The sequence below is a fragment of the Synechococcus sp. H55.10 genome, assembly GCF_047502715.1.
Taxonomy (GTDB): domain Bacteria; phylum Cyanobacteriota; class Cyanobacteriia; order Thermostichales; family Thermostichaceae; genus Thermostichus.
In genome coordinates, this window is record NZ_JANSJJ010000019.1 from 1 (window position 1) to 25,971 (window position 25,971).

Sequence of the window (25,971 nt, forward strand, 5' to 3'; positions counted from 1 at the left end):
GCGGGAGCGCTCCCTCACCCCCAGCCCCTCTCCCAGCGGGAGCGCTCCCTCACCCCCAGCCCCTCTCCCAGCGGGAGAGGGGAGTTAACGAACCGTTTCATGACGATTGGACATGATGCCAATACGCAACTGGGTACGGGATCAGCTTGGTTGCAGCGTCTCAATTCCCTCAGGAAGGGCGATGATCGCCTCTTGGGCCATGCCGATGAACAGGCCATGCTCCACCACCCCCACCGTCCCCTTGAGTTGATCGGCGATCTTGGCGGGATCGGCGATGGGGCCGAATTGGCAATCGAGGATGTAGTGCTGTTCATCCGTCAGGTAGGGATCCCCTTGGGCATTCAACCGCAAAGTGGCCGCGCAGCCAATAGCCTCTACCCGCGCCAAGGTGGTTTTCCAGCCAAAGCGCACCACCTCCACGGGCACCGGGAAGCGAGTGCCCAGATGCGTCACCTTCTTAGAGGCATCGGCGATGATGATCAGCTCGGCGGCGCTGGCCTCTACCAGTTTTTCCCGCAGCAGAGCCCCCCCCGCTCCTTTGATCAAGTTCAGGGATCCCACTTCAATTTCGTCGGCTCCATCGATGGCCAGATCCAGGCGGGGCTGCTCCTCCAGGGTGGCCAGCGGGATCCCCAGGGAGCGGGCTTGTTCTGCTGTGCGCTCCGAGGTGGGCACACCGATGAACTGCAGCCCCTCCTTTTGCATCCGCTCCGCCAGGGCGCTCACCGCAAAAGCAGCCGTGGATCCTGTGCCCAGCCCCACCACCATCCCTGACTGCACCTTTTGAGCCGCCGCTTGGGCTGCTGCCTGTTTCAGCTCATCTGCACTGGCCATCTCGCCTTTCCGGAGTCCAACCGAATTATTCTACCGCCCGCTCCAGCTAAAGCCCTGCGGCGCTGCCACCACCTGGCCAAAGAGATCGTAGGGCTCGGCGCGAGTAATCTGCACCGGCACCAGGGATCCCAGGGATCCCGGCCCGCGCACGTACACCACCCCGTCCACCTCAGGGGCAAAGCGGGGGGAACGGCCAATCCACTCGCCGGTGCGGGGGTTTTCCTGCTCCAGGAGCACAGGCACCACCTGCCCCACCTGCTCGCGGTTGCGGCGGAAGGCGATCCCCTGTTGCAGTTGCATCAGGCGGGCGCGGCGCTCTTCCTTAAGGGGCTCCGGCACTTGCTGGGGAAGGTGGTAGGCGGGTGTGCCTTCTTCAGGAGAAAAGGTAAACACCCCCACATGGTCAAATTGGTGGCGCTGCACAAAGTCCAACAGATGCTGGAAGTGCTCCTCCGTCTCGCCGGGAAAGCCGACAATAAAGCTGGTGCGCAGCACGGCGTTGGGCAGCGCCTGGCGCAGCCGCTCGATTACCCGGTCGTTGACCTGGCCCTGCCAGGGGCGGTTCATGGCTTTGAGGATCTGCGGGTGGCTGTGCTGCAGCGGCAGATCCAGATAGGACAGGAAATTGGGCGTCTCTTGAATGGCCTCCACCACTGCCGGGGTAATGCCGGTGGGGTAGGCATAGAGCATGCGGATCCAGGGGATGGGGATCCGGCCCAGGGCGCGGATGAGCCCGGCCAGCCGCGGCTCCCCGTAGAGGTCGATCCCGTAGTTGGTGGTGATCTGGGAAATGAGAATCAACTCCTGCACCCCTTCTGCGGCCAGTTGCTCCGCCTCCCGCAGAATGGACTCGATGGGGCGGGAGCGTTGCTTGCCCCGCAGGTGGGGGATGATGCAAAAAGAGCAGCGGTAATCACATCCTTCGGCCACCCGCAGGTAGGCCACCGGCGCATGGGTGGTGCGATAGCGGGGGACGGTCTCGTCGGCAATGTAGTCCAAGCTGGAGGTGACGGCGTTGACCCGCTCCCCTCGCTCCGCCCGCTCGATCACCTGCACGATCTGGTGGTAATCGCCGGTGCCGACGATGGCCACCGCCTCCGGGATCTCCCGCAGCAGCTCCTCTTGGAAGTGCTGGGCCAAGCAGCCGGCGATGAGGATCTTTTTGCCCTGTACCGCCAGCTCCATCAGGGTGCTGACCGACTCCCGCCGCGCCGCCTCGATGAAGCTGCAGGTGTTGACGATGACGTAGTCGGCGCTGTCTTCGTCGCCTTCCACCCGGTAGCCCGCCTGGGCCAGCAGGCCCAGCATGTGCTCGGTGTCCACCCGGTTTTTCTCACAGCCCAGGTGCACAACGGCAACTGCCGGCGCTTTCTTTGGGGGAGCGGCAGGGCTGCGAGAGGGCGTAGGCAAAGCGGTCTCCAACCGGTTCATAGCCACAGGAGAGGCCGAGAGAATGGCGACAGCAGAAATGAAAGTTTTCTTATTCTAGTTTAGGTTTCGCTTCTGAACTCCTCTGCCAACCAGCTCAATCGGGCTACCCCCCAAGTTGAACCCACACCAAGCCAAGAGCCACAGCCACTGCCAGACCGCTGGCCGCCCAACTGCAGGGATCCCCTGCCCTCTCTTCTGGGAGCAAGGGCGCTTTTCCGTAGCCCCGCAGGCGCAGCGCCTGATAGACGCGCTCAGAGCGCTCGTAGCTGCGCACTAGGAGAGTGCCTACGGCAGCAGCCAGGAAGGGCAGGTCTTGGCGCAAGGCCGGGCCCGGGCGCCACAGGGATCCCCGCGGCTGCCAGCCCCTCAGCCAAGCTGCCCGCTGCATCTGCTGCCACTGGGCGCCTATCTCCTGCAGGTAGCGCTGCGTCAGCCAGGCCAACTCCAAGAGCAGGTCGGGGATCCCCAGCGCCCGCAAAGCCGCCAACAGTTCCAGCAGGGGGGTGGTCTCCAAAAGCAGCGTCGCCAGCGCCAACAAAGCCAGGCTGCGCCCAACGACATAGAGCGCCTTCTCCAGCCCCTCCCACCGCAGAGCCAGGGATCCCCACTGCCAGAGGATGGTGTTCCCCATAACTAACGGTAGGAGAGCGACGAGAGCTATTAGCAAAGCGCCTGGGGCGGCCAGCCGTTTCAGTCCTCGGCTGAGCGGTACTCCCGACAGCGCCCAGAGAAGAGCCAGCAGCGCCCAGGCCAGGGGCAGCAAGGCCAAGCGCTGCACCTGGGCAAAAGCTGCCATCAGGGCTCCCAGGCCCACCAGCTTGGGCAAAGGCCGCCAGCGGTGAAGCCAAGAGGGGGAGGGAAGGAGGGGAGCGGGTGGAGAGAACTGCGTTCCCCTGAGATCCTGGGAGATGACGGCCTCGGCCCTATCTTTTGGCATCTTCTCCCAGCAGCTCCGGCTGCACCCGCTGCAAAAACCGCACCACCCAACAGGTAAACAGCCCCTCCACCGCCGCCAAAGGGAGGTGGGCCATCACCAAGCTGCCCAAGGCCAAGCGCTCTGCTTGGGTGGAGACCGTCCCCTCGCCCAGGAGAGCAGCCATCACCACCCCGTAGAAGAGCAGCGCCGCCAGCCCCACCCCCGCCGCCCCCGCCCAGAAGGCTGCCAACCCGTCTCCCAGCCGCCGTCGGCCCATTCGAAAGATCCCCCCTGCCAAGAGCGCCGGGATCCCCATAATGGCGGCGTTAATCCCCAGGGTGGTTAGCCCCCCGTGGCCAAAAGCCACCGCCTGAAAAAACAGGCCCACCACAATCGCCGGGTAGGCCAAGGCCCCCAGCATCACGCCCAGCAAGCCATTGAGCAGCAGGTGCAGGCTGGCCGGGGGAAAAGGCAGGTGAATGGAGGAGGCGACAAAAAAGGCGGCGGTCAGCAGCGCCGCTTTGGGCAGTTGGCGGCGGGGATCCTTTTCCAACCGCTGGAGGAGGTGTAGGCTCCAACCCGTCAGCAGGGCAGTGATGCCATAGCCCCCCAGCCAAAGCGGTGCTGGCAGAAGGCCCTCGCTGATGTGCATGGCTAGTCCTGGCTCAAAGCGGCAACACCCCCTGAGGAGTCGGGGAGTTCTGGGCCTTGGGAGGGACGGGGCCGGGAGAAGAACAGGGCCGTACCCAAGCACCCCCAGATGACACAGGCAGCCATAACCCCCCGCTGCACAGGGCCAAAGGAGGAGCCGTTGGGGATCCCTTCTGCCTGCATAGCCGCTTCGCCCACCGGCACGTTCACCACCCCGCCGTGGCCGGCCTGGCGAATGCGCACCTGCCACAGTCCCTTGAGCTCAGGATCCGGCTGCAGCAGAAATCGCCCCTGCTCATCCGTTTGCCCTTCCTGCCAAGGGGTGGTGGGATCGGTGGGCGCAAACACCGTGACGCGGGCAGAACGCATCGGCTCGCCGGAATCGTAGCGGGCTTGGATCTCGAAAGTGGGGACGGCCCGCCAAGAGGCCTCCACCCCATGCCCCCAAGCCGGAGCAGACAAGAGCAGGCCGCAGGCCAGCCAGCTCAGTTGCCAGTAAGCGTAGAAAGGGAGGCGATTTGGCCAGACTGAGTTCATGGGTCGGCAAAAGTAGAGGACAATCTCTCGACTGCAAAAGCCACCCAGGCTTGAGGGCAAAGACCTAAGGTCAAGATCCCGTCCCACCAAGACGGTCAGAGGACGCGCGGCAGTGGCCCTCCCCCACGTGGCCCAAGTTCTGCAGGATCTCCAAGAGGGTTTCGGACGCCGTCCCACTTTCCTGCAGGTCGTCCCAGACCAGAGGGTCGGATCCCCCCTTTAGCCGCTGCTCCAGGGAGAGGGGATCCAGCTTCACCAGCGGGGCAAACCCCAGCGCCGCCCGGTTGAGGTCATCTTCCGGCGGTAGGCTGCCATCCCCAAACAGGTGGTCAAAGTGGAAAGTCACTTCCAGATCCGCCACCTGGCCCGCCTGGACAAAGCCCTTGCGCGCTTCCCCCACATACTCGCCGCAGACGAAGGCCAGCTCAGGGCTGAACTTGAGCACAAAGGGGATCCCCTCTCCCTCCCCTTTTGCTGGCCGGGCTGTGCCCTCGATCCAGAGGGAGTAGCCCTTGGCCAGCCCCTCCGCTGCCGGCACCAGCCGCCAAGCCAAGGCGTTGTAGTGCCCAGGGGGAGCTTCCAGGGATCCCAGCAGAACCCGTTCTGCCCCCGCCGCTGGCACCAAATCCACCGTGAGGGGGCCTGTCAGGTTGACTAAGGCCTTGGCCTGGAGCTCCCCTTTCCCTTCAAAAGGGGGATCCGTCTGGTAGGCCGTGATGTCGGCCAGCGTCACGTACACATGCTCAAACTGCAGCGCCCAGCCGTCTTTGGAGACCAACCCCTCCCGCACGAACGCTTCGCCGTTGGCCCACAGCTCCAGCGTGCCTTTGGCCGAGGCAGAGATCGCCTGCGGCTCCCTAGCTGGCCCCGACTCGACAGGCGGACGACAAGCTGTCATGCCGGCTCCCAGCCCCAGGGCCACCAGAGCCAGCCCTCTGGCCAAGGGATCCCTGGAGGAAATGACCCACGACGGAGAGAGGAGTTGCTTCACCTGGAGTTCGGCCAGCGCTACTGACCTAGCCAAACACAAACTTTCGGGGCACCACAATCCCCCGCTGGGGCATCTTGCTACTCCTGCGCCAGGTTCCCGGCCCGCACCCAGCCCTCTTGCCCGTTCTCGCGGCGGATACGCTGCCAACCGCCATCTTCGCTCAGGCCCAACACCGTCACCACCTCATTCAGGGGCAGGCCGCCCATGTAGGCCCCTTCCCGGTCGGGAGTGGCTCGCAGCGCCAAACCCATCGGCTCGATCACCCGCCCCCGCTCACCGGGGGAAACGCTTGTTGCTCCAGGAGAGTGGGTGGACTCAGGCCTGGGTTGAGTCAACTGAACTGTCGATGGTGAAACGGTAGAGACAGCAGATGCCGAGGCTGCCGCCCCTTCCACAGGGCCCAAATTGCCCGCCCGCACCCAGCCCTCTTGACCGTTCAACTCCCGCCGCACCCGTTGCCAACGACCATCGGCGCTATACTCCAACACCGTCACCGTTTCCCCCACCACAATCCCGCCCTGGTAGGCTCCATCGGCGGAGGGCCGGCTGCGGATCGCCAGGCCAATCGGCTCAATCACCCGTCCGCGGCTGCCGGGGGGAAATCCTTCAGGGTCAAGGGTGCCTGCAGCAGGGGCAGACAGGGGAGGGGGAAAGCTGGTTGGGCTCGGCAAGGGATCCGGGCGGATCGCCCGCTGAAATTGGGGTGGGGGCGGGGGGGCCAACATCGGAGCGACCATCTGCCACAACTGCCAACCCAAGGCGGCCAGAGCCCCAACCGAGACGCTCGCCACCACCAAGGTGCCCAAGGGAAAATGGTCAGAAGCAGGAGAAGAACGGCCTCGCATTGGGTAGTTAGCCATCCAAAGTACCTCCCTGCAAAGCTGCAGACAAGAACCGCAAAACCCATTGGGATCCCTGTCAGCAACCGGGGATCTACGAGATTCAGAGCACTCGCATCCCAATCTATAACATCTTCAAAGATGCCGACTTTTGCTTCTGACCTTGGCTTGAACAGAATCGCGTCAACTCCCCGCCTCTATAGCCAGGGGAAGCAGAGCAGACACCCTTGTGGGTGGGCGACCCCCCATTTGACCAAGATGAGCATGGGGATACAGAGACTCCCCCCGTCTGGCGATTCTCCCTGCCGCCGGCACACTACGCCAACGATGGGGATGAGCCAGAAAACCAACCTTGTCTTGCAAGGCTTTACTGCACTGCCGTTATCGCGGCAACATAGCGACTATGCCCAATCTCAACCACAGCGATGACTCCCCTCGAAGAAGCGGCGGAAGCGGCGGCCAAGCTGTTGCTGTTTCGAGAAATCTGCGCCCATCCCCTAGCCCTGGGCTGGCAGGAGCTGATCCAGCAGTTGATGGCCGGGGAGCCCTTGCCTTGCTGGGCGGCCTACGGGCGCTGGTTTGAGCTTTTGGCCCAGCAAAACCTGAGCTGGCGGGAGTGGCTGATCCAGGAGATCCGCTGGGCGGACAACCCCTTTGCCCGCGCGGCGCTGCGAGGTGGGGAGATCCCGACACCCCTTTTGCAAGCAGCACGGCACGATCTCCGCTGCTTACAGATCCTGGCCGAGAGCCAGGAGCTCATCGAAGAGCAGATGCAGGCGCTGGGCCTGGGGATCCCTTGGCCGGATGGGGACAGTGACTGCGCCGGCTGGGATCCGCGCTCTTTTGCCGATTGGGGCCTGAGCCTGGAGGCGTTGATCGCCCACTACCGCCAAAGAGGGGTAGGAATCTGTGCTCGCTATTGGGCGTTTCGCTGGGGGCCAGCAGGGCTAGAAGGGATCCCGGCTCCCGACCTGCCCGATTGGGATGAGATTTACGGCTACGAACGGCAGAAGCAGCAGTTGGCCGCCAACACCGAAGCGCTGCTGCGGGGGGATCTGGCTTTGCATGTCTTGCTCTACGGGGCGCGGGGCACCGGCAAGTCTTCGTTGGTGAAGGCCTTGTTGCGCCGCTACGGCCCTCAGGGGCTGCGCCTTCTGGAGCTGAGACGAACTGACTTGATGCAATTGTCGGAGATCTTGGCGGAGCTGAGGAAACAGGGGCTGCCCTTTGTGCTGTTTGTGGACGATCTCTCCTTCGAGGCCGACGAAACCGAGTTCAAGCAGCTCAAGGTGCTCCTGGAGGGGGATCTCGTCGCGCCGCCGCCCAACGTCCGCCTCTATGCCACCAGCAACCGCCGCCATTTGGTCCGCGAGTTTTTCGCCGACCGCCCCAACCCCCAAGATCAAGAAGTCCACGCCTGGGATACGGTGCAGGAAAAGCTGTCGCTGCAGGATCGCTTTGGCCTCACCCTCACCTTCCCTCCGTTCACTCAAGACGATTACTTGGCAACTGTAGAACACTTGGCGCAGCGGCTGGGTTTCGCTCAATCTTTGGCGGCCCTGCGTCGCCGGGCCCTGATCTGGGCGCAGCAGCAAAACGGCTTTTCCGGTCGCACCGCCCGTCAGTTTTTGGATGCCGTTCGGGCAGGGCTGGCAAAAGGGAACGAATGAATCGCTGGCCGCGTTGCGGGAAGTTTATTCTTCGGGGAAGGGATTGGCCAGCTTGTCTACCGTAAAGTAACGATGAAACTTATCCGTCACCCGCAACCAGGGGGAGCGGCTGCCTTCTTTGCGGTAGCGGGTTATAAAGCCTTTCTCCACCAGCTCTGCCACATGCTGATAGGCGCCCTGACCGCGCAACTCTACCAACTCGGCTTGGGAGAGGGGCCCCCGCAGGATGATGGTCGCCAAGGTACGGGCAGCGCCCACCCCGATTTCGGGGGGCAAGAGCTGGTTGGCCAGCTCCAAAAACGGCTCTCGCAACTGCAGGGCAAACCCCTCCCCGACCTGCAATACTTCCAGGGCAGAGTCGCGGTGAGCATAGTCTTCCATCAACTCCAGCAGCGCATCATAGGCCTCATCGCGGCTGCAGCGGGCCAATTGAGCCAGCGCCGATAGGGCCAACGGCTGCCCCTTCAGGTAGAGGATTGCCTCAATCTGGTTTTTCAGGGCTAAGAGACGCCCCCCCTCCACCTCTGATCCGGGATCCAAAACCAACTTGGAACGACGCGAGGCCATAGCGACAAGGGATCCGCCTACTTGTCCCGTAGCATAGCAGCAGTTGCAGGCTGAGGGATCCCTGCTGGGGCGGCCTGGGCCAAGGCGAGCGTTGCTATGCTAAACCATGCCATGGCCTGCTTTCCCGCCCATCGCGCTACTCGGTGCGGAGTACAATTGCACAACCTGAAGCCAATTGCGTAGCATAAATAGGGTTTGGGGATCCCAGAGAATTGGAGAGGTGTCCGAGCGGTTTAAGGAAGCAGTCTTGAAAACTGCCGTGGTTCACGCCACCGTGGGTTCGAATCCCACCCTCTCCGTTGCTTTATTGAGTAACCCACAATGCTGTCCGGCGGCCCCTACCACGCCCCTACTCCCTTGGGCCAGCCTAAGGTAATCTGGCGACGTCAGTCTTCTGCGTCCAGAATGCGGGGCACTTTGAAGAACACATCCGCCCGGTCGGGAGCGTTGGCCAGGATCCCTTCGACATCCGGATAGGGCTCGACTTCATCGGGGCGGGTGGGCAGCTCCATGTCCAGGGCATGGAAGGTGGGCTCCACCCCTTCCGTATTCAGCTCTTTCAGTTGTTCCACGTAGGCCAAGATGTCTGCCAGTTGCTCGGTGAACTGGATCTCTTCCTCCTCGGTTAGCTCCAGACGAGCCAAGTGAGCGACATGTTGTACCCCTTCCCGTTTCAGCATCCTTCCCCCCGGCGCGCAGATCATTAACTTAGCTTAAGGTAGCTGAGAGCAACCGTTCGCGTTGGTGGTACAGAGTCCTTTGGCAGGCAGACTCAATACAACTCGAGGTTGGCGCGCCCGGTGGTTTTCAGCCAGTTTTGGGCCTCGATGTAGTTGTTGGGGGCAATGCGAATGGCGCGGATCCAGTATTGAGCGGCCTCGTCAAACAGGGCCTCTGCCGTTTCTTCATCTCCGGCCTGCAGGCTCTGCTCGCCTTTATGATGCAGCAACACAGCGATGTTGTTCAGGGCAGAACAAAGTCGTGGGTTCAACTCCAGAGCTTGGTGGTAGTACTCCAGGGCCTTGTCCAGTTCGCCGTTGCTTTGGTAGATCAGGCCCATGTTGTAGAGGATGTAGCTACGATCCTCTTCGCCTTGCTCCAGGGTGAGGGCTTCTCGGTAGTTTTCCAGAGCCTCGGCGTATTCCCCTTCGCTCTGAGCGGCCATGCCATCCCGGTAGTAGGCAAAAGCTTTCTTTTGCTCAGAACTCACCCCCGGCAGCAGTTTCAGGATCAGATCGGCCATGACGGTAAAGGTTTTGTCGATGAAGTTGTCGTTCTTCATGCTGCGCGGCATGGCTGACCCCTTTTAGAACTTGGGACTAAAGATTTCTCTCTTGCGTTGTATCACGTCCAAGGCGGGATCCGAAACACAGCCCCGTTGGTTTCACAAACGAGCCCCTGGTCTGTCAAGGCGGTATCGAGGGGCGCTTGCTCAGGCGCACAGGATGCCACTGCAGGGTTTCGCCGGGGGAAACCTCGACTTCACAGGCGGTGTCGATCAGCCGCTGCGCCTGCGCTTGGGGGGTGGGGTAGCGGGCCAGATCTGCATCCACCAGGTGGGGGTGCTCTTGCAACAGCCGCACGAGGAACTCCTGCAATTCCTCAGGGCTGAGAAATTGCTCCGGCAAGCCCGGGATCAGCAGCACATAGTGGTTGGCGGCACGCAACAGTTCGGGTTCCGAGTCTGACATGGTGTTGGGCTGGGCGTCTTCTATCCATCATGAACCAACGGGTTGCGCCTCTCTTGGTATCCTGATAAAGACTTTCCTTGCTCTTGTCTTGTTGGCATTTGAGATCTGCTTTTCCTATGGCTAAGCCGCGCACCCTCTCTGGCATTCAGCCCTCTGGCGAGTTGCACCTGGGCAATTACTTGGGGGCGATTAAAAATTGGGTGGCCGAGCAGGAGCACTACGAGAACTTTTTTTGCATTGTGGATCAACATGCCATCACCGTCCCTCAGGATCCCAAGCTGTTGAGGGAGCGCACCCGCTCGCTGTTTGCCCTTTATTTGGCCTGTGGCCTCAGCCTGGAGCATTGTGTGCTGTTCGTGCAGTCCCACGTGCCTGCCCATACGGAGCTGGCCTGGCTGTTCAACACCATCACCCCCATGAACTGGGCGGAGCGCATGATCCAATACAAGGAGAAAAAAGAAAAACAGGGAGAGGAGACCAGCGTTGGCCTGTTCAGCTACCCGATTTTGCAGGCGGCGGATATTTTGCTCTACCAGCCCAAGTATGTGCCGGTGGGGGAGGATCAGCGGCAGCATATTGAGCTGTGTCGGGATATTGCCCGCCGCTTTAACGACCGCTTTGGCGAGGTGTTTGTGATCCCAGAGGCCCTGATTCGCCCACAGGGGGCGCGGATCATGAGCTTGACCGATGGCACGCGCAAGATGTCCAAGTCGGATCCCTCGGATCTCAGCCGCATTCATCTCTTGGATGACCCGGATACCATCCGCAAGAAGATCCAAAAATGCAAGACCGACCCCATTCGGGGCATTGTCTTTGACGATCCGGCTCGTCCTGAAGCCCACAATTTGCTGACGATCTACATGCTCACCTCTGGAAAAAGCAAGGAGGCGGTGGCGGCTGAGTGTGCCGAGATGGGGTGGGGACAGTTCAAGCCTCTCCTCGCAGACAGCATCATCGCTGCCCTAGAGCCCATTCAGCAGCGCTACCGGGATCTCTGCAACAACCCCGACTATCTGCTGGCGCTGATCCGGGAAAATGCTGCCAAGGCTCGCGCTGTTGCCGAGCCAACGCTGCAAAGGGTGCGAGAGGCAATGGGGTTCCTACCCCCCTAAGGGATCCCTGCTAGTCGCGGTTGCCATCGCGGATCTCGACGGTGCTGAACTCCAGGCCCAGCTCCGAGAGGATCCCTGGCCAGGCCAAGCGCAGGCGCTCCTGCCATTCTTGCCGGTGGTTGATCAAATACACGCAGACCAGGGTGATACCCACTCCCAACCACTGCAGCCGCGTCAGCGATTCCCCCAAGAAGGTGCTGCCGAACAGCAGGGCGAAGATGGGGGTGAGAAAGGTCAGGGAGCTGAATTCGGTGAGGTTCTCCTGGGAGGCGAAATAGAAGAAGAGGGCATAGGCCACAGCGCTTCCCATCACCGAAGCGTAGAGCAGGCCCAGCCAGTGGGCACCGCTCAGGTGCTGCCATTGCTCGCTTTCTGTTAGCGCCGAGAGCAGGATCAAGGGCAGGCTGCCCAACACCATGTGCCAGCCCGTCGCCAACACCGGATCCGCCACCTCCGCCACCTTGGGCATCATCACGGTGCCGATGGCCATCGACAGGGATGCCAGCAACATCCAGACGACGCCAGCCCCCAACTGCAGGGATCCCCCGCCAGATAAGCCGATCAGGCCGATGCCGACCACCCCTATCCCCAAGCTCAGCCAGCCCAGCGCTCCCATCCGCTCGCGGTAAAACCAGGTGGCCATCAGAGCCACCGCCAGCGGCTGCGAGTCGATCAGCACGGATCCCAGCCCGGCGCCGGTCTCTCTCAACCCTTGCGCCAAAAATCCCTGAAAACAGGTGCCGTCCACCAGGGCAAAGGCCAAGACCCACAGCCACCCCCGCCGCCCCTGCGGATGCCAGGGTTGAGACACCCCGGCGGCCCGTCCCTGCCAAAGCCGAAAGGCCAAAACCAGGATCCCAGCCGGCAAGAGCCGCAGAATGGCGATAAAGAGAGGGGTGGTCTCAGAGAGGGCATCCCGCATCGCCACCATCGCCGAACCCCACAGGAAAAAGGGGGCAATCATCAACAGGCGTTGCCAGATAGGCTGAGAAAGCAGGTAAGACTGAGCCATGGGTGCTTCAAACTCGCAGACGGAAGTTAACCCCATGTTAAGCGCTGCGGCAGTTCGGTTACAAATCTTAATTATTGGTTGATGCAAGTTGATGCCTGGCATGGGATCCCTGGAGGGCTTTCTCAACCTGGATAAACCAGCAGGGCTTACCTCCCACGACTGTGTGGCGGTGGTGCGGCGGGTCTTGCGCACCCGCAGGGTGGGGCATGGCGGCACTTTGGATCCGGCGGCGACGGGGGTTTTGCCCATTGCCGTGGGGCGGGCGACGCGCTTTTTGGCCTTTCTGCCGGGGGATAAGGTCTATCGGGCCACCTTCCGCTTCGGGCAGCGCAGCGACACCGACGATGCCGAGGGGCAGATCCAGGTGGGATCCCCTTGTCCGGAGCTGAGCTGCGAGCAGGTGGCGGCCTGTTTGCGGGAGTTTGTCGGCGAGATTGAGCAGGTGCCGCCCCTTTACAGCGCCATCAAGCGGCAGGGGAAAAAGCTCTACGAGCTGGCGCGGGCCGGGCTAGAGGCCTCAGAACTGGGGCTGGAGCCGCGGAGAGTAGTGATTCGGCACCTGCGGATCCTGGGCTGGCGCCCCGGCAACTTCCCGGAAGTGGACCTGGAGATTGCCTGTGGCCCCGGCACCTACATCCGCGCCCTCGCCCGCGACGTGGGGGAGAAATTGGGTTGCGGAGGCTTGATGAGCCGCCTGCGACGGCTGCAAAGTGGCCCCTTTCGCGTCCAGGAGAGCCTGCCCCTGGAGCAATGGCAGGGATCCGCCGATCCCGCCGCCGCCCTGCTGCCGATTGAGTGGGGATTTCGCGATTGGGACTCAGTATCCCTATCTCCGGCTGAGGCCCAGCGCTGGCGGCAAGGTCAGGCCATTCCCCTGGATCCTGCTCAGGCCGGTGCTGAGACCTTGCGGGTCATGAGCAGAGAGGGGGAATTTTTGGGCTTGGGGCACAGCCAAGCAGGTCAGCTCAGGCCGCTGCGGGTGTTGCCGCCGGATCCCTAGTTGCAGAAACATTACATTTTCGTAACAACATTGGCCATTGTCTCGGCGGGAAAGAACCCCCTGCATGCTAAACTTCTGGGGGCAAGTGGGGAGCTCGGAGCGCTGCCGTTGTTGGGCTCCGGCTCGATTTTCCAAGGGTGGCCTTTGGACGTTGCCGACAAAATCTCTTCTCAATCTTTTCTCACTTTTGCATCTCAAGCTACTTTTACATAGAGTTACAGGAACGGAGTTGAGAATATGCGGGATGCCGTAACCACACTGATCAAAACCTACGACCTGGCGGGCCGCTACTTGGACCGGAATGCGATGGATGCGCTCAAAGCTTTTTACGATTCAGGGCTGCGGCGCATCAAGGCAGTGCAGGTGATTAATCTCAACTCGGTGGACATTGTCAAGACGGCTGCCGCAGCTATGTTTGCCCAGGTGCCGGATCTGATCCGTCCGGGCGGCAACGCCTACACCACCCGCCGCTACGCCACCTGTTTGCGGGATATGGACTACTTCCTGCGCTACGCTTCTTATGCGCTGGTGGCTGCCGACAACAGCGTCTTGGATGAGCGAGTCTTGGCCGGCTTGCGGGAAACTTACAACTCCCTCGGCGTGCCCATCGCCCCGACGGTGATTGGGATCCAAAACATGAAAACCCGCACCCTGGAGCTGCTCGGCTCCGGCGAAGACTACAGCTTTGTGGCCGAGCCTTTCGATTACATGAGCAGCAAACTAAGCGAAACCGATATCTAGCCTACTCGTCGGCGTAGGGATTGGCCGGCACCGGTATTGGCTCCACCTGCTCGGCGACGATCACCAACTGAGATTGGCCATCCCGCCGCTCTACGGCCATGCGTCCCTCCAGACGCAGCCAACTATCGGCAGTTAACTGTTCTGCCTCTGGCCAGCGCACCGGCAAGCCCACAGGGTAGGCATCGGCAGCACAGCAACTGACCAAAAAGCGAGCGATAACAAAGTGGTCGGGCCGCGGGTCGGGAACGACGAACCCCTGTACCCGCACCGGCTGCCCTGTGTAGGTGTAGGGATCCGGGTAGACATCCAAGGTGCGTACCCAATCCAGCAGAGTGCGCTGACGCGGGTCGAGCTTGGGACGAAAAGCCTGCGGCTGGCTACGAGATACCCCCAGGTAGGGAGATACCCCTCGGTTGAGGGCAGTTTGGCTGGAGAGCGGTCGCGGCTCGACCCAAAACCCCAGCAGTGCCGTCAGGATCAGCAGTCCTGCGCCCAGCTGCGGTCCCAACAGCGAGGCGTGGGCTTCAGAAGAGGCGACTTTCGCTCCTTGCCAACGGCCAATCCCCAAGCCCAGCAGGCATAGCCCGGCCAACAAAGCCACATTCACGTAGCCGGGATTGATCAACATCAGCAGGGTACCCCGCCAGCGGTAAACGATCAGCAGGATCCCGAGCAACATCAACCCGGACGCCTCCCAGTAGGCTATATGGCCCCACGCCAACAGTTTCCTGGGCCAAGACATAATCTTGGTTTTGATACGCACTCCCTCTGGGTTTTGTTTTTCCCGAATAGGACTAGAACTGCTTTTGGGCATGGTTACACCTTTTTCACACCACTCCGAGCCCAAGTTTAGCAATCCTCGCGCAATTTTCCACTACCTGTGTGGCGAGAATGGGCAAGGTCTTTACTGCGATTTCACGGTCACAGGTATTGAGGTTCACCCAAATAGAGCTCAGCAAAAAACTTCGTTTAGCCCACGTTCCTGATCGGCAACTTTACAAAAAGCACCGTGATTACCCTGTCTATTGCTGGACGGTTTGCCTGTGGTGGATCGTAAGCCCTAGCAAGCTACAGCTTTTTCCAGCGTTATCTAATAAGCCAATGTAGATCTATCTCTTGTGTTGTGAAGATCCAGATTGGCTACAGAACTTCCGTGAAGTCAGAAAAAACTGTACGGCTGTGGGGAGTATGTCAAAGCTGTCGGGATCCCATCGTCAATTCAACGAATTCAGTCACAAATAACCTCATATTGAATTGATGAGAGTATTGATGAGAGGCTTTAGCGTGTAGGCATGGTTGCAAGCGGATGCCTGAAACTGGGGAGTTGCCCTCATTTGCTCTACAGTGAGATAGACACAACCGAGATAGCACAACCAAATGTTGCCGAGGGTACCCATCTGGCTGCGGGGAGTGAGCTATGCCATCTATGGCTTTCTCTACCTGCCGATTGTGCTGATTGCCGTCTATTCTTTTAACCGCGCCCGCTTTGGCCTGGCGTGGACGGGTTTTACCTTCGATTGGTACTTGGCTCTCTTTCGCAATGCCGCGATCTGGCAGGCCACGCAAAATACCCTTGTCTTGGCTGGAGTCAGCACTCTGGTGAGCACGGTGCTGGGATCCCTCTTGGGCTACGGGCTGTACCGCTACCGTTTCCCCGGCCAAAGGATTGTGCAGGGGTTGCTGCTGTTGCCGGTAACTGTCCCTGATATTGTGATGGCGATTACGCTGCTGCTGTTTTACCAGTTTGTGCGCGCCTACACCGGCTGGTTTGAGCTGGGCTTGGGGACGATGATCCTGGCCCACATCACCTTTCAGATTGCCTTTGTGGCCATCGTGGTGCGCAGCCGCCTGCAGCTTTTGGATCCCGCTTTGGAGGAAGCCGCCTACGACCTCTACGCCAACACCTGGCAGAAGCTGCGCTATGTAACCTTGCCCCTGGCCAGGCCGGGGATCCTGGCCGCGGCGCTGCTGGCCTTTACCCTCTCCATCGATGACTTTGTCATCTCCTTTTTCACCAGCGGGCCGGAAAGCCAGACCCTGCCCATCCTCATCTACAGCACGGCGCGGCGGGGGGTGACGCCGGAGATCAACGCCCTCTCCACCGTGATCATCCTGGCTACCTTGGTCGTGGTGATGGGGTTTCCCCTGCTCAGCCGCTCCCGCTAGCCCCCCTCTCCCTCAGGGAGAGGGGCTGGGGGTGAGGGCGAGCTCCCTCAGGGAGAGAGGCCGTGGGTGAGGATCTCAGGAAGAGGGGCTGGGGGTGAGGGATCAAGTATTGAAATAGCGGGCCGCCGGGTGGTAGGCGACGATGGCGGTGGTGGACTGTTCCGGATCCAACTGGTCGCTGTCGTCCATGGTCAGGCCGATGCGCTCGGCCCGGAGCAGCTCCAACAAAACCCGCTGATCGGCGATGTTGGGGCAGGCAGGATAGCCGAAGCTGTAGCGGGAGCCGCGGTAGCCCTGGTGCAGGATCTGGCGGATGTCAGGGCTGTCCTCGCCGCCAAAGCCCAGCTCCCGTCGGATGCGGGCGTGGCACCACTCTGCTAAGGCTTCTGCCAGGGTGACGGCCAGGCCGTGGAAGTAGAGGTAGTCAGTGTACTGGCCTTCGGCAAACAGGCGCTGGGCGTAGGCCGTAGCCTCTGGCCCCACTGTAACTGCCTGCATGGGGAAAACGTCCACCAGGCCGGTGGAGCGATCGGCGAAGAAGTCGGCAATGCAGAGGCGCTGGCCGGTTTTTTGGCGGGGGAAGGTGAAGCGGGCCAGCTCCCGCACCTGGGGAGAAAGCTGGGGGCGCTCGACGGTGGGCAGTTGGAAGTAGGTGGTGGAGCCGGGCTCCAGGGCAAACAGCTCGGGGAAGCTGGCCGGGTCGAAGAGGATTAACGTATTCCCTTCCGCCTGCGCCGGGAAGTAGCCATAGACCACCTGCGGGTGCAGCAGGTCTTCGCTCAGGATCCGCTCCTTCCAACGCTCGATCACCGGCTCCACCTGGGTGGCGAGAAACTGGGCAAACTCCTCCGCCGACTGGTCGCGCGGCTTGCGGATCTGCCACTGGCCGGCCACCAGGGCCTGCTTGTCGATATAGAAGAAGACTTCCGGCCAGGGGATCTGATCTGAGGCGAGAACTTTGGATCCCCAGAAGGGGGGGATGGGCCGCTCGGTATCCAGGGCAACCGCCTCGGAACGACGGGTGTCTGCCCCGCCGTCGCCAGCCGAGACCGCAAGGGCAGGAGCAGCGCCCACGGTCACCTCTGGAGCCGGCAAGGTGGGATCCGCTGGATCCGCAGCAGCCTCCTTCTGGCCGTTGACTCGCTGCTCCAAGTCATCCAGAAAACCCAGCCGGTCATCCCAGCGCCCGGCAGCCTTGGCCTGCATCAGCCGATCCATAAAGTGCAGGTCGGTAAAGGCATCGCGGCCATAGATGACTTGGCCCTTGTAGGTCTGGCGGCAGTCTTCTTCCACAAAGCGGCGGGTAAGGGCCGCCCCCCCTAGGATTACGGGCACGGCGATGCCCCGCTCGTTAAACACCTCCAGATTTTCTTTCATAAAAGCAGTGGATTTCACCAACAGGCCGCTCATGGCAATGCAGTCGGGTTTGTACTTTTCATAAGCCTCGATGATGTTTTCCACCGGCTGCTTGATGCCCAAATTGATGACCTTGTAGCCGTTGTTGGTGAGGATGATGTCCACCAGGTTTTTGCCGATGTCGTGGACATCCCCCTTGACGGTGGCGATCAAGAAGGTGCCCTTGCACACCTCCCCGCCCACCTTTTCCATGAAGGGCTCTAGGTATTTCACCGCCGCCTTCATGGTTTCTGCCGACTGCAGCACAAAAGGCAGTTGCATTTTGCCGGCGCCAAAAAGCTCCCCCACCTCCTTCATGCCGTCCAGCAAAAAGGTATTGATGATCTCCAGGGGGGAGTATTTCTGCAGCGCCTCCGCCAGGGTCTCCTCCAGGCCGATGCGCTCCCCATCGATGATGTGCCGCCGCAGCCGCTCCTCCAGCGGCAGCTTGGCCAGGGATCCGGCAGCGCGCAGCTCCTGGCTGGAAACCCCTGCAAACAGCTCCGTCAGCCGCGCCAGGGGATCGTAGGTGCAGATGCCCTCAGCGTTAAACTGCCGCCGATCCCAAATGAGATCCCGGCACACCTGCTGCTGCTCCTCCGGGATCTTGCTTAGGGGCAGGATTTTGGCGGCGCTGACGATGGCGGCATCCAGCCCGGCCTGGCGGCACTCGTGCAAAAACACCGAGTTCAAGACCACGCGGGCTGCCGGCGAAAGTCCAAAGGAGATGTTGGAGATGCCCAAGAGGATGTGGGTATCGGGGAAAGCCTGGCGGATGCGGCGGATCCCTTCCAGGGTGGCCGCTCCGTTGGCGCGGTCTTCCTCAATGCCGGTGGAGATGGGCAAAGCCAAGGGGTCAAAGAAAATCTCGTAGGGCGGGATCCCGTACTCAACTGCCTGGCGATAGGCCCGCTCGGCAATCTGGAACTTCTTCTCGGCGGTGCGGGCCATGCCCTCCTCGTCGATGGTGCCGATGACCACCCCCGCGCCGTAGGTCTTGGCCAGCTCCAGCACCTTCAGGAAGCGCTCTTCCCCATCCTCGTAATTGGTGGAGTTGAGCAGGCACTTGCCCCCGGCCACCTTGAGGCCAGCCTCCATCTTCTGCCAGTCGGTGGAATCCAGCATCAGGGGAAGCGGGATCTGGGTCACCAGCCGCGAGACCAGCTCCCGCATATCCCGCACCCCATCCCGGCCCACGTAGTCCACGTTCACGTCGAGGATGTGGGATCCCTCCCGCACCTGCTCCCGCGCCAGGGCCACCAGGCCGTCCCAATCTTCAGCGTTGAGCAGCTCCCGCATCTTCTTGGAGCCGCTGGCATTGAGCCGCTCGCCGATGATTAAAAACGAGTTGTCCTGGAGGTAGGGCTGAGGGGCATAGATGGAAGCGGCAGCCTGGATGCGCTCGACGGCGCGGCGTTTGGGCCGCAACCCCTGGACGGCTGCCACCAAGGCGGCGATGTGCTCCGGGCGGGTGCCGCAGCAGCCCCCCACCACCGCCACCCCCAGATCCCGCACAAAGTGTTCCAGGTGGAAGCGCAACTGCTCCGGCGTCAGCTTGTAGTGGGCCTTGCCGCCGATGTTTTCCGGCAGACCGGCGTTGGGGATGCAGGAGATGGGGAAGGGGGAATGGCGGGAGAGGTAGCGGATGTGCTCGGCCATCTTGTCCGGCCCGGTGGCGCAGTTGAGGCCCAGCACATCGATGGGGTAGGGCTCCAGGACGGCCAGCGCCGCCCCGATCTCCGTGCCCACCAGCATCGTCCCCTGTACCTCAAAGGTCAGGGACACCACCACCGGCAGGCGGATCCCCCGCCGGGCCAACTCCTGCTGCACGGCCACCAGCGCCGCCTTGGTCTGCAGAATGTCCTGACAGGTCTCGATGATGAGCAGATCCGCCCCGCCGTCGAGGAGCCCCCGCACCTGCTCCTCATAGGCAGCCCGCATCTGGTCAAAGCCGATGTGCCCCAGGGTGGGCAGCTTGGTGGTGGGGCCGATGGAGCCGGCCACAAAACGAGGCTTTTCCGGCGTTGAGAACTCGGCTGCCACCCGCTTGGCCAGCCGCGCCGCCGCCACGTTGAGCTCGTAGGCTTTTTCCGGGATCCCGTACTCGGCCAAGACAATCGAGGTGGCGCCAAAGGTATTGGTCTCGATGACGTCGGCCCCCACCTCCAGAAAACCCCGGTGAACCTGCGCCACCGCCTCCGGCTTGCTCAGCACCAGGATCTCGTTGCAGCCTTCCAGCTCCGGCCCACCAAAATCGGCTGCCGTCAGGTTCTGGGCTTGCAGAGAGGATCCCATTGCCCCGTCGAAGACGATCACACGTTCCTGGAGATGCTGTAGGAAGGGATGGGTCATAGGCGGTGCGGCGCAGGCAGGGATCAAGTTGGATCTAAAGAAAGTCTGATTTAAGGTAGCATTGAGCCTTTCGCTTGGACTAGACCGAGGCCAGGGATCCGACTTTGGTTATTGAGGTGGATTTAACATTTTCTTTGCCTGCCCCGTTGCTGTTTCCCCAAGGTCGGGCTAATTTAGGGAAGACGTTTTGGTGAGAACGGCTACAGTTGCCTGCAAGTGCTCCCTTTGAGGCCATTTGCTGCCTGCTGTAGAGGGATCTTCTTCTCCTAGGTTGGAGTGGTTGAGGTGCTGAATGTCCTGTCCCCCTGGTGAAGTGCCTCGCCTGCCGTCGCAAGATTGGCGAAGAAAAAGATCCGCCTTTCGCAACTGCGAGAGGCTCCGTCCATCAAGATGAGTCTTGCGCCAGTTCAGTTAAGCCCCATGAGCGATATCTGCTTCCAGATTGACCGGAGCAATCGCCTATTAGAAGCGGGCAAGCCAGGTTTTGGTTTGCCGGTCTAACTCTCTCACTCTGGCGCTGTGGGAGGCGGCAGAGCTGCAACTGGCTCTCCTCCTTTTGGCGTCTAGCCTCCTCTAGTCACCTTCTGTTGTCTGTGATCAGGATCACGAGGAACTCAGCATGGCTCAAGCAAAGGAATTGGTGCAGTCTGGTCAAACAGCGCTTCTCGAACCGGATCTGGAAAATCCATCTTCCAGCGCTCTGGAGTTGGAGAGTGGGACGGACACGCTCGAGAGCGAACTGGATACCGGTGACACTGATGCTTTTGATGAGGATGAGGACGAAGAAGAGGTAGCAGACGAGGATGGCGAGACTGTCGCCGTCGGCGCCAAGGGTCGTTCGAAGCGCAAAGCGGCCAGTAAGAAAAAGCCCTACACCGATGACTCCATCCGGGTCTATTTACAGGAAATCGGGCGCATCCGGCTGCTGCGGGCCGATGAGGAAATCGAGCTGGCCCGCAAAATTGCCGATCTGCTGGAGCTAGAGCGCGCTCGCGAGGCCGTTTTTCAGCGCATGGGCCTCTGGTCGGATCCAGAGGAGGTGCCCGACACCCTCTGGGCAGAGGAAGTCAAAATGTCCCTGCCGGAATTTCGGCGGCGGTTGCATCGGGGGCGGCGGGCCAAAGAAAAGATGGTGCAATCCAACCTGCGCTTGGTGGTGTCCATCGCCAAAAAATACATGAACCGGGGCTTGTCGTTTCAGGATCTTATCCAAGAGGGATCCCTGGGCCTGATCCGGGCAGCGGAAAAGTTTGACCACGAGAAGGGCTACAAGTTTTCCACCTATGCCACCTGGTGGATCCGCCAGGCCATCACCCGCGCCATTGCCGACCAATCCCGCACCATTCGCCTGCCCGTCCACCTCTACGAGACGATCTCCCGCATCAAAAAGGTGACCAAGTTGCTTTCTCAGGAGCTGGGCCGCAAGCCCACCGAAGAGGAGATCGCCACCCGCATGGAGATCACCATCGAAAAGTTGCGCTTTATCGCCAAGTCGGCCCAGCTCCCCATTTCTTTAGAAACGCCCATCGGCAAGGAAGAGGATTCGCGCCTGGGCGACTTTATCGAGTCCGACGGGGAGACGCCGGAGGATCGGGTGGCCAAAGTCTTGCTCAGAGAAGATCTGGAGAGCGTTTTGGAAACCCTCACCCCCCGCGAACGGGATGTGCTGAAGCTGCGCTACGGCCTGGATGACGGCCGCATGAAAACCTTGGAAGAAATCGGCCAGATCTTTAATGTAACCCGCGAGCGGATCCGGCAGATCGAGGCTAAGGCTCTGCGCAAGCTGCGCCACCCCAATCGCAACAGTGTGTTGAAAGAGTACATCCGCTAGGATCCGGTCTTAGGATGGACTCAGTTGCCGCTGCCAACCGACGTATGGAGCCTCTTCAGCATGAACCCCCATGAGACGCCGGATCCCAACTCCTCTACAAAGGCCGACGGGGAGGGCAGGGATCTGCCTCCGGCCAGGCTGGAGTACCACGTGGAGGAGTTTAAGATCAGCGGGGACGAGCTGTTGGCCAAGATCCGCGAGCTGATCGAAGAGGCCAATGTTCGCCGCATCTTGATCAAAAATGCCGAAGGGCAGACGTTGATCGAGATCCCTCTGGGCGTAGGAGTGGCCGCAGGGGTGTTGGGGGCGGCTCTGTTTCCGGTGTTGGCGGCTGTGGGAGCGATCGGAGCTCTGGTGGCCAAGCTGACCATTGTTGTGGAGCGAACCATTCGCGATGATTCCTAGCCCGCCAAGCTTGTTCCAGCGGCTGATGCCCGCCTCAAGGCCGAGCCGGTGAGGCGTTTGTGGGCAGCTTTGACTTTCTACACCGCCTTGCCTTTGGGGCGGGCGGGTGGGCTATCGTTTGAGGGCATCGCCGCCTGGCTGCCGGTGGTAGGCCTGCTGCTGGGCGGGATCCTCTCCCTGGCGGCGCTTCTGCTGCAGATGTTCCCAAATGCGGTGCGAGCGGCTTTGCTGGTGGCTCTGTGGGCTCTGTTGACCGGTGGGCTGCACCTAGACGGGGTGGCCGATACGGCTGATGGCCTGGCGATCAACGTCCACAAACATCCTCAGGCAGGGGATCCGCAACCGTCGGCCCGGCACCTGGAGGGATCCCGCCGCCTGCAGGTGATGAGCGACAGCCACACCGGGGCCTATGGGGTGCTGGCCTTGCTGCTGCTGCTGCTGCTGAAATTTGCCGCTCTGAGCAGCCTTCAGGTCTGGCCTCTCTTGCTGCTGGTGCCGGCTTGGGGGCGTTGGGGCCAGTTGCTCGCCATCGCCCTTTACCCCTATCTGCGCCAGCAGGGATCCGCCCGCTTCCTCAAAGACTCCACTGCTCTGCCGGGATCCCTGTGGCCGGGCACGCTGCTGTTGCTGGCCATCACCGGGGGGTTGGGCTGGGCCGGGCTCCTGGCTTGGCAGCCTTTGCTGCTTTGGACGCTGGGATCTGCCCTGGGAGCCCTGGCCGTGGGCTATTGGATCTACCGCCAGTTGGGAGGGCACACGGGGGACACCTACGGAGCTACGGTGGAATGGTCAGAAGCGATAGCCTTGTTGTGGGGATCCCTGCTCGAGCCATCATGAACCTTCTGGCCGCCCTGAAAACCTCCTTCCAGATCACCCTCGCTCCCCCATCCATCGACCGTGTCCACCAAGAGGCATCCCATCCGGGCAATGGGGCAGTGGTGGTGATGAGCGGCTCTGTTCGCGATAACAACCTCAAGCACAACGCCCCCATCTGGGAAAAAGAACACCGGAGGGATGGCAGCAGCGCCTGGGTGAGCATGGGCGCTTGCCAACTCTCTGCGAGAGGATGTTAAGCCCCTCTACAGCAGGCCCACGTGCTCGGCCAAGCCCAACTGCTGACGGGCCGTTTGGCAGTCTTGCTGAATTTGCTGCACCAAATCCGCCACTGCCGGAAACCTCCGCTCTGGGCGAATAAAGCCCTGCAGCGCCACTTGCACCTCTTGCCCGTAGAGATCCCCTGTCCAATCCAGCAGATGTACCTCGACGGTGTGCTGTAGCCCGGCAAACGTGGGGCGGTGACCGATGTTCATCACCCCAGGCAGGGCTGCCGCCGCCGCAGGCACATCCACCCAAACGCTGTACACCCCATCGCGGGGCAAAAACTTCTCCGGGGGCAGGCGCAGATTGGCGGTGGGAAAGCCCAGTTGTCGGCCCCGCTGATCCCCTCGCACCACCTCTCCCATCAGCCGATAGGGGCGACCCAAGAGCGCTGCGGCGGTGGACACCTCCCCGGTCGCCAAGGCAGCGCGAATGCGGGAGCTGCTCACCCGTTCCCCGTTCAGTTGTGCCTCTGGGATCACCTCCACCGGAATGCAGCGCTCGGATCCCCAGGCTTGGAGGGTTTGGGCGTTGCCGGCACGACGGTGGCCAAAGCAGAAATCCCAGCCGACGCTGAGATGGCGAGCGCGCAAGCCCTGTTCCAGTACTGTTTGGATAAACTCTTGGGGCGGCTGGCGGGCAAATGCAGGGGTGAAGGGGAGCAACACCACCTGCTCAAAACCCATCTGCGCCAACAGAGCCAGCTTTTCGGCAGGGGGAGTGAGCAACAGTTGCCGGCGCCCTGTCAGCACTTCTTGGGGATGGGGATGAAAGGTGAGGACGGTGCGCACCCCCTGGAGAGAGTCTCGAATCGGCTGCAGCACCTTCTGATGGCCCAGATGCAGGCCATCGAAGTTGCCGATGGCCACAGCGGTGGGTCGCAAGGTTTGAGCCAAATCAGAAGTTACATGCACAGTTTGGGATCCCGAACAACAGCCAACCCCCTCTACTCCAATGGCCAAAGCAGGGCCACCAGCCCGCTTAAGCCCACCACACCCCACAGGCTGCGTCGCAGGCGCTGCAACACAGGGTCGATCTGATAGCTGACGATCAGCCGATGCTGAGCCAGTTCCTCTTCCGATTTGGCATACATCGCCCCATCGTACCAGCCACTTTCTTCATAGGGGATCCGGGCCTGCAGCAAGCGCCGCCGCACATAGGCCCATCCCAAATAAAGATGGAGCAACACCAGGCCGAGCAAAGCATTGCCCCCCAGCACAGACCCAGAGACGAAGTGGCCCCAGTCCCCGGCAAAGCTGCTCCAAACCAGCGGGGAAACCGCCAGCACGACCGCTCCCCAAACAGCGCCGATTCGCCGGAGATAAGGAATCCACCCCAAAGCGGGCCAGGAGAAAGGAAAAGACTCCCTTAGCTCGGCATACTGCCGCAGCGGCTGTTGCTCAGCAGGAATGGGATGGGCAGGATCCAGCATACACCTTAATGTATCTACACAAAATGATATCGGTCGGGTCAGCTCCCCGCCAAGCCCATTCTCAGAGCCCGCCCCGATAACCGAAGGCGAGCGGGGTATCGTATTGAGTAGTGTGGTCGCGTCTACAATCCCTCTTGCCATGAGCTTCACGAGCGAATCTGCCGCCGCACCCTATGTCGTCCTGAGAGAGCCGGACGGCAGCCAGAGGAAGTACATTCTCTCCGGAGCGACCGCTTGGACGCTGGGCCGCGATGAAGACAACGCCATCGTCCTAACCGATCCCAGCGTTTCGCGCCAACATGCCCTGCTGCAATACCTCGACCACAACAGCGTCTATCTCATCGATCTGGGCAGCCGCAACGGCTCCTTCGTCAACAATCGCCGCGTCAGCATTCCCACCCTGCTGCAAGATGGAGATCACCTCACCCTTGGACAATCCCAGCTCGAGTTTCACAGCGGATCCCTGGCCAGCTCAGAACCCAGTTCTGCGGCCAAACCGTCGGACACTCTGGTTCTGCAAACCCGCTGGCTGATCTCGGTGGCTGTGGTGGATGTGCGCGGTTACGGACAACTGACCCAACAACTGGACGAGCGCCTGCTGTCGCAGGTGATGGGCGATTGGTTCCGGCGGGGCGGAGATATCATTCAGCAGTACGGCGGCACGGTCGATAAATACATTGGCGATGCGATCATGGCCGTTTGGTTCCACGCGCCCCAAGCCAACCCAGCTCCCCTGGAAACCGCAGCGCCGGGAATGGATCTCGACGTCAAGTCGGTTTTGCAGGCCATGACGAAGCTGTTTCAAATGACCGAGCACCTGAACGGCGAGTTTCCCCTGCCTTCTCCCATCCGGCTGGGGGCAGGTGTCAACACCGGCTCGGCGATCGTGCGCCAGGTGGGCAACAACACTCGCCAGGAGTACACGGCCTTGGGAGATACAGTGAATTTGGCCTTTCGCATCGAGAGTGCCACCCGCACCCTCAACACCGACTTGGCCATCAGCCACGACACCTATATCTGCTTGGCCAAACAACTGGGGCAGGCAGCCACCTGCTTCTCGCAGCAGGCCGTAGAGCTGAAGGGGTATGCCCACCCTCATCAGGTGTACTACTGCGATGTGGGGTCTTTGCAAGCCGTTCTCGGCACCTAGACCCCGCCTCCCGATACCCGTGGGATCCCGCCGTTCCTCCAGAACCTTCTGCTGCTCCTTTACAGGTGGTCACTTTTCGGTCACCTTGGAGTTTCGCCGTCCGGTGAACGGGATCCCGCGCTTGGGTCGCCAAAGCCAGATGTGGTGTAG

26 protein-coding genes and 1 tRNA gene are annotated in these 25,971 nt (G+C 61.3%); 11 read left to right on the forward strand and 16 right to left on the reverse strand.

Annotated elements, in window-relative coordinates:
• Nucleotides 1-141: 141 nt before the first annotated feature.
• From rpiA to NW858_RS02010, 7 genes are all read right to left on the reverse strand, one after another.
• The gene (gene rpiA / locus NW858_RS01980) at nt 142-834 is read right to left on the reverse strand and encodes a ribose-5-phosphate isomerase RpiA (RefSeq protein WP_414332726.1); all 693 of its coding nucleotides are present in this window, start codon (nt 832-834) and stop codon (nt 142-144) included.
• Between the two features lie 30 nt (nt 835-864).
• Entirely contained in the window at nt 865-2,244 is a 1,380-nt protein-coding gene (gene rimO, locus NW858_RS01985) for a 30S ribosomal protein S12 methylthiotransferase RimO (protein ID WP_414519551.1), read from the reverse strand.
• Nucleotides 2,245-2,368: 124 nt separating this feature from the next.
• Nucleotides 2,369-3,202, reverse strand: a complete 834-nt coding sequence (gene cbiQ / locus NW858_RS01990; RefSeq protein ID WP_414519554.1) for a cobalt ECF transporter T component CbiQ — start codon at nt 3,200-3,202, stop codon at nt 2,369-2,371.
• On the reverse strand, nt 3,189-3,833 hold the full coding sequence (gene cbiM, locus NW858_RS01995) for a cobalt transporter CbiM (protein ID WP_414332731.1): 645 nt from the start codon (nt 3,831-3,833) through the stop codon (nt 3,189-3,191). Before cbiM ends, cbiQ begins: the two co-directional genes overlap by 14 nt.
• A 2-nt stretch (nt 3,834-3,835) precedes the next feature.
• Complete coding sequence (locus NW858_RS02000; RefSeq protein WP_414332733.1) at nt 3,836-4,369, reverse strand: hypothetical protein; 534 nt, start codon at nt 4,367-4,369, stop codon at nt 3,836-3,838.
• Nucleotides 4,370-4,439: 70 nt separating this feature from the next.
• Nucleotides 4,440-5,393 (reverse strand): hypothetical protein, encoded by a 954-nt coding sequence (locus NW858_RS02005; protein WP_414519557.1) that lies wholly within the window; start codon nt 5,391-5,393, stop codon nt 4,440-4,442.
• A gap of 44 nt (nt 5,394-5,437) precedes the next feature.
• Nucleotides 5,438-6,220, reverse strand: coding sequence for an SH3 domain-containing protein (locus NW858_RS02010; protein WP_414332736.1), 783 nt, complete (start codon nt 6,218-6,220; stop codon nt 5,438-5,440).
• Between the two features lie 404 nt (nt 6,221-6,624).
• On the opposite strand from NW858_RS02010, the gene NW858_RS02015 reads away from it, so the two are divergent.
• A complete protein-coding gene (locus tag NW858_RS02015) occupies nt 6,625-7,869 on the forward strand; it encodes an ATP-binding protein (protein WP_414348016.1) in 1,245 nt (414 codons plus the stop codon).
• 24 nt (nt 7,870-7,893) lie between these two features.
• Here the strand turns inward: NW858_RS02015 and scpB are convergent, their stop codons facing one another.
• Complete coding sequence (gene scpB, locus NW858_RS02020; protein ID WP_414332740.1) at nt 7,894-8,436, reverse strand: SMC-Scp complex subunit ScpB; 543 nt, start codon at nt 8,434-8,436, stop codon at nt 7,894-7,896.
• 214 nt (nt 8,437-8,650) lie between these two features.
• Between scpB and NW858_RS02025 the strand changes: the two genes are divergently transcribed.
• Nucleotides 8,651-8,735, forward strand: a tRNA-Ser gene (locus NW858_RS02025).
• 87 nt (nt 8,736-8,822) lie between these two features.
• On the opposite strand, the gene gatC is transcribed toward NW858_RS02025, so the two are convergent.
• The 3 genes from gatC to NW858_RS02040 form a co-directional block, all read right to left on the reverse strand.
• Nucleotides 8,823-9,116: an Asp-tRNA(Asn)/Glu-tRNA(Gln) amidotransferase subunit GatC gene (gatC, locus tag NW858_RS02030; protein WP_414332742.1), complete on the reverse strand. Its 294-nt coding sequence runs from the start codon at nt 9,114-9,116 to the stop codon at nt 8,823-8,825.
• 92 nt (nt 9,117-9,208) lie between these two features.
• Nucleotides 9,209-9,730 (reverse strand): photosystem I assembly protein Ycf3, encoded by a 522-nt coding sequence (locus tag NW858_RS02035; protein ID WP_414332744.1) that lies wholly within the window; start codon nt 9,728-9,730, stop codon nt 9,209-9,211.
• 112 nt (nt 9,731-9,842) lie between these two features.
• Entirely contained in the window at nt 9,843-10,127 is a 285-nt protein-coding gene (locus tag NW858_RS02040; protein WP_414332746.1) for a chlororespiratory reduction protein 7, read from the reverse strand.
• Nucleotides 10,128-10,243: 116 nt separating this feature from the next.
• Between NW858_RS02040 and trpS the strand changes: the two genes are divergently transcribed.
• A complete protein-coding gene (trpS, locus tag NW858_RS02045; protein ID WP_414332748.1) occupies nt 10,244-11,239 on the forward strand; it encodes a tryptophan--tRNA ligase in 996 nt (331 codons plus the stop codon).
• Nucleotides 11,240-11,249: 10 nt separating this feature from the next.
• Here the strand turns inward: trpS and NW858_RS02050 are convergent, their stop codons facing one another.
• Nucleotides 11,250-12,251, reverse strand: coding sequence for a DMT family transporter (locus NW858_RS02050; protein ID WP_414332750.1), 1,002 nt, complete (start codon nt 12,249-12,251; stop codon nt 11,250-11,252).
• A 100-nt stretch (nt 12,252-12,351) separates the two neighbouring features.
• Here NW858_RS02050 and truB point away from each other — a divergent pair, with 100 nt between their 5' ends.
• The gene (gene truB / locus NW858_RS02055; protein WP_414509777.1) at nt 12,352-13,251 is read left to right on the forward strand and encodes a tRNA pseudouridine(55) synthase TruB; all 900 of its coding nucleotides are present in this window, start codon (nt 12,352-12,354) and stop codon (nt 13,249-13,251) included.
• A 237-nt stretch (nt 13,252-13,488) separates the two neighbouring features.
• On the forward strand, nt 13,489-13,992 hold the full coding sequence (gene apcB, locus NW858_RS02060; RefSeq protein ID WP_414332752.1) for an allophycocyanin subunit beta: 504 nt from the start codon (nt 13,489-13,491) through the stop codon (nt 13,990-13,992).
• A gap of 1 nt (nt 13,993) precedes the next feature.
• Here the strand turns inward: apcB and NW858_RS02065 are convergent, their stop codons facing one another.
• On the reverse strand, nt 13,994-14,671 hold the full coding sequence (locus NW858_RS02065) for a TIGR03943 family putative permease subunit (RefSeq protein ID WP_414332754.1): 678 nt from the start codon (nt 14,669-14,671) through the stop codon (nt 13,994-13,996).
• A 698-nt stretch (nt 14,672-15,369) separates the two neighbouring features.
• Here NW858_RS02065 and NW858_RS02070 point away from each other — a divergent pair.
• Complete coding sequence (locus NW858_RS02070) at nt 15,370-16,158, forward strand: ABC transporter permease (RefSeq protein WP_414332756.1); 789 nt, start codon at nt 15,370-15,372, stop codon at nt 16,156-16,158.
• Nucleotides 16,159-16,260: 102 nt separating this feature from the next.
• On the opposite strand, the gene metH is transcribed toward NW858_RS02070, so the two are convergent.
• Nucleotides 16,261-19,905: a methionine synthase gene (gene metH, locus NW858_RS02075; protein ID WP_414519560.1), complete on the reverse strand. Its 3,645-nt coding sequence runs from the start codon at nt 19,903-19,905 to the stop codon at nt 16,261-16,263.
• Between the two features lie 619 nt (nt 19,906-20,524).
• On the opposite strand from metH, the gene rpoD reads away from it, so the two are divergent.
• The 4 genes from rpoD to NW858_RS02095 are packed head-to-tail and all read left to right on the forward strand — an operon-like array spanning nt 20,525 to nt 23,214.
• A complete protein-coding gene (gene rpoD, locus NW858_RS02080) occupies nt 20,525-21,736 on the forward strand; it encodes an RNA polymerase sigma factor RpoD (protein ID WP_414332759.1) in 1,212 nt (403 codons plus the stop codon).
• Nucleotides 21,737-21,796: 60 nt separating this feature from the next.
• Nucleotides 21,797-22,141, forward strand: a complete 345-nt coding sequence (locus NW858_RS02085) for a DUF4342 domain-containing protein (RefSeq protein WP_414519561.1) — start codon at nt 21,797-21,799, stop codon at nt 22,139-22,141.
• A gap of 48 nt (nt 22,142-22,189) precedes the next feature.
• Nucleotides 22,190-22,978, forward strand: a complete 789-nt coding sequence (cobS, locus tag NW858_RS02090) for an adenosylcobinamide-GDP ribazoletransferase (protein WP_414519563.1) — start codon at nt 22,190-22,192, stop codon at nt 22,976-22,978.
• A complete protein-coding gene (locus tag NW858_RS02095; RefSeq protein WP_414519565.1) occupies nt 22,975-23,214 on the forward strand; it encodes a hypothetical protein in 240 nt (79 codons plus the stop codon). Before cobS ends, NW858_RS02095 begins: the two co-directional genes overlap by 4 nt.
• A gap of 6 nt (nt 23,215-23,220) precedes the next feature.
• On the opposite strand, the gene NW858_RS02100 is transcribed toward NW858_RS02095, so the two are convergent.
• Nucleotides 23,221-24,153, reverse strand: coding sequence for a bifunctional riboflavin kinase/FAD synthetase (locus NW858_RS02100; protein ID WP_414332766.1), 933 nt, complete (start codon nt 24,151-24,153; stop codon nt 23,221-23,223).
• Nucleotides 24,154-24,185: 32 nt separating this feature from the next.
• Entirely contained in the window at nt 24,186-24,671 is a 486-nt protein-coding gene (locus tag NW858_RS02105) for a CGLD27 family protein (protein ID WP_414519567.1), read from the reverse strand.
• 139 nt (nt 24,672-24,810) lie between these two features.
• Here NW858_RS02105 and NW858_RS02110 point away from each other — a divergent pair, with 139 nt between their 5' ends.
• Nucleotides 24,811-25,821 carry an FHA domain-containing protein gene (locus NW858_RS02110; RefSeq protein WP_414368767.1) on the forward strand — a complete coding sequence of 337 codons (1,011 nt, stop codon included), beginning with the start codon at nt 24,811-24,813 and terminating at the stop codon, nt 25,819-25,821.
• The last annotated feature ends 150 nt before the right edge of the window (nt 25,822-25,971 follow it).

What these genes read in the sequence shown, in the direction of transcription:
- rpiA (WP_414332726.1), bottom strand. Translation starts at nt 834, where the DNA reads ATGGCCAGTGCAGATGAGCTGAAACAGGCAGCAGCCCAAGCGGCGGCT.
- cbiQ (WP_414519554.1), bottom strand. Translation starts at nt 3,202, where the DNA reads ATGCCAAAAGATAGGGCCGAGGCCGTCATCTCCCAGGATCTCAGGGGA.
- cbiM (WP_414332731.1), bottom strand. Translation starts at nt 3,833, where the DNA reads ATGCACATCAGCGAGGGCCTTCTGCCAGCACCGCTTTGGCTGGGGGGC.
- NW858_RS02000 (WP_414332733.1), bottom strand. Translation starts at nt 4,369, where the DNA reads ATGAACTCAGTCTGGCCAAATCGCCTCCCTTTCTACGCTTACTGGCAA.
- NW858_RS02010 (WP_414332736.1), bottom strand. Translation starts at nt 6,220, where the DNA reads ATGGCTAACTACCCAATGCGAGGCCGTTCTTCTCCTGCTTCTGACCAT.
- NW858_RS02015 (WP_414348016.1), top strand. Translation starts at nt 6,625, where the DNA reads ATGACTCCCCTCGAAGAAGCGGCGGAAGCGGCGGCCAAGCTGTTGCTG.
- scpB (WP_414332740.1), bottom strand. Translation starts at nt 8,436, where the DNA reads ATGGCCTCGCGTCGTTCCAAGTTGGTTTTGGATCCCGGATCAGAGGTG.
- gatC (WP_414332742.1), bottom strand. Translation starts at nt 9,116, where the DNA reads ATGCTGAAACGGGAAGGGGTACAACATGTCGCTCACTTGGCTCGTCTG.
- NW858_RS02035 (WP_414332744.1), bottom strand. Translation starts at nt 9,730, where the DNA reads ATGCCGCGCAGCATGAAGAACGACAACTTCATCGACAAAACCTTTACC.
- NW858_RS02040 (WP_414332746.1), bottom strand. Translation starts at nt 10,127, where the DNA reads ATGTCAGACTCGGAACCCGAACTGTTGCGTGCCGCCAACCACTATGTG.
- trpS (WP_414332748.1), top strand. Translation starts at nt 10,244, where the DNA reads ATGGCTAAGCCGCGCACCCTCTCTGGCATTCAGCCCTCTGGCGAGTTG.
- NW858_RS02050 (WP_414332750.1), bottom strand. Translation starts at nt 12,251, where the DNA reads ATGGCTCAGTCTTACCTGCTTTCTCAGCCTATCTGGCAACGCCTGTTG.
- truB (WP_414509777.1), top strand. Translation starts at nt 12,352, where the DNA reads ATGGGATCCCTGGAGGGCTTTCTCAACCTGGATAAACCAGCAGGGCTT.
- apcB (WP_414332752.1), top strand. Translation starts at nt 13,489, where the DNA reads ATGCGGGATGCCGTAACCACACTGATCAAAACCTACGACCTGGCGGGC.
- NW858_RS02065 (WP_414332754.1), bottom strand. Translation starts at nt 14,671, where the DNA reads ATGTTGCTCGGGATCCTGCTGATCGTTTACCGCTGGCGGGGTACCCTG.
- NW858_RS02070 (WP_414332756.1), top strand. Translation starts at nt 15,370, where the DNA reads ATGTTGCCGAGGGTACCCATCTGGCTGCGGGGAGTGAGCTATGCCATC.
- metH (WP_414519560.1), bottom strand. Translation starts at nt 19,905, where the DNA reads ATGACCCATCCCTTCCTACAGCATCTCCAGGAACGTGTGATCGTCTTC.
- rpoD (WP_414332759.1), top strand. Translation starts at nt 20,525, where the DNA reads ATGGCTCAAGCAAAGGAATTGGTGCAGTCTGGTCAAACAGCGCTTCTC.
- NW858_RS02085 (WP_414519561.1), top strand. Translation starts at nt 21,797, where the DNA reads ATGAACCCCCATGAGACGCCGGATCCCAACTCCTCTACAAAGGCCGAC.
- NW858_RS02095 (WP_414519565.1), top strand. Translation starts at nt 22,975, where the DNA reads ATGAACCTTCTGGCCGCCCTGAAAACCTCCTTCCAGATCACCCTCGCT.
- NW858_RS02105 (WP_414519567.1), bottom strand. Translation starts at nt 24,671, where the DNA reads ATGCTGGATCCTGCCCATCCCATTCCTGCTGAGCAACAGCCGCTGCGG.
- NW858_RS02110 (WP_414368767.1), top strand. Translation starts at nt 24,811, where the DNA reads ATGAGCTTCACGAGCGAATCTGCCGCCGCACCCTATGTCGTCCTGAGA.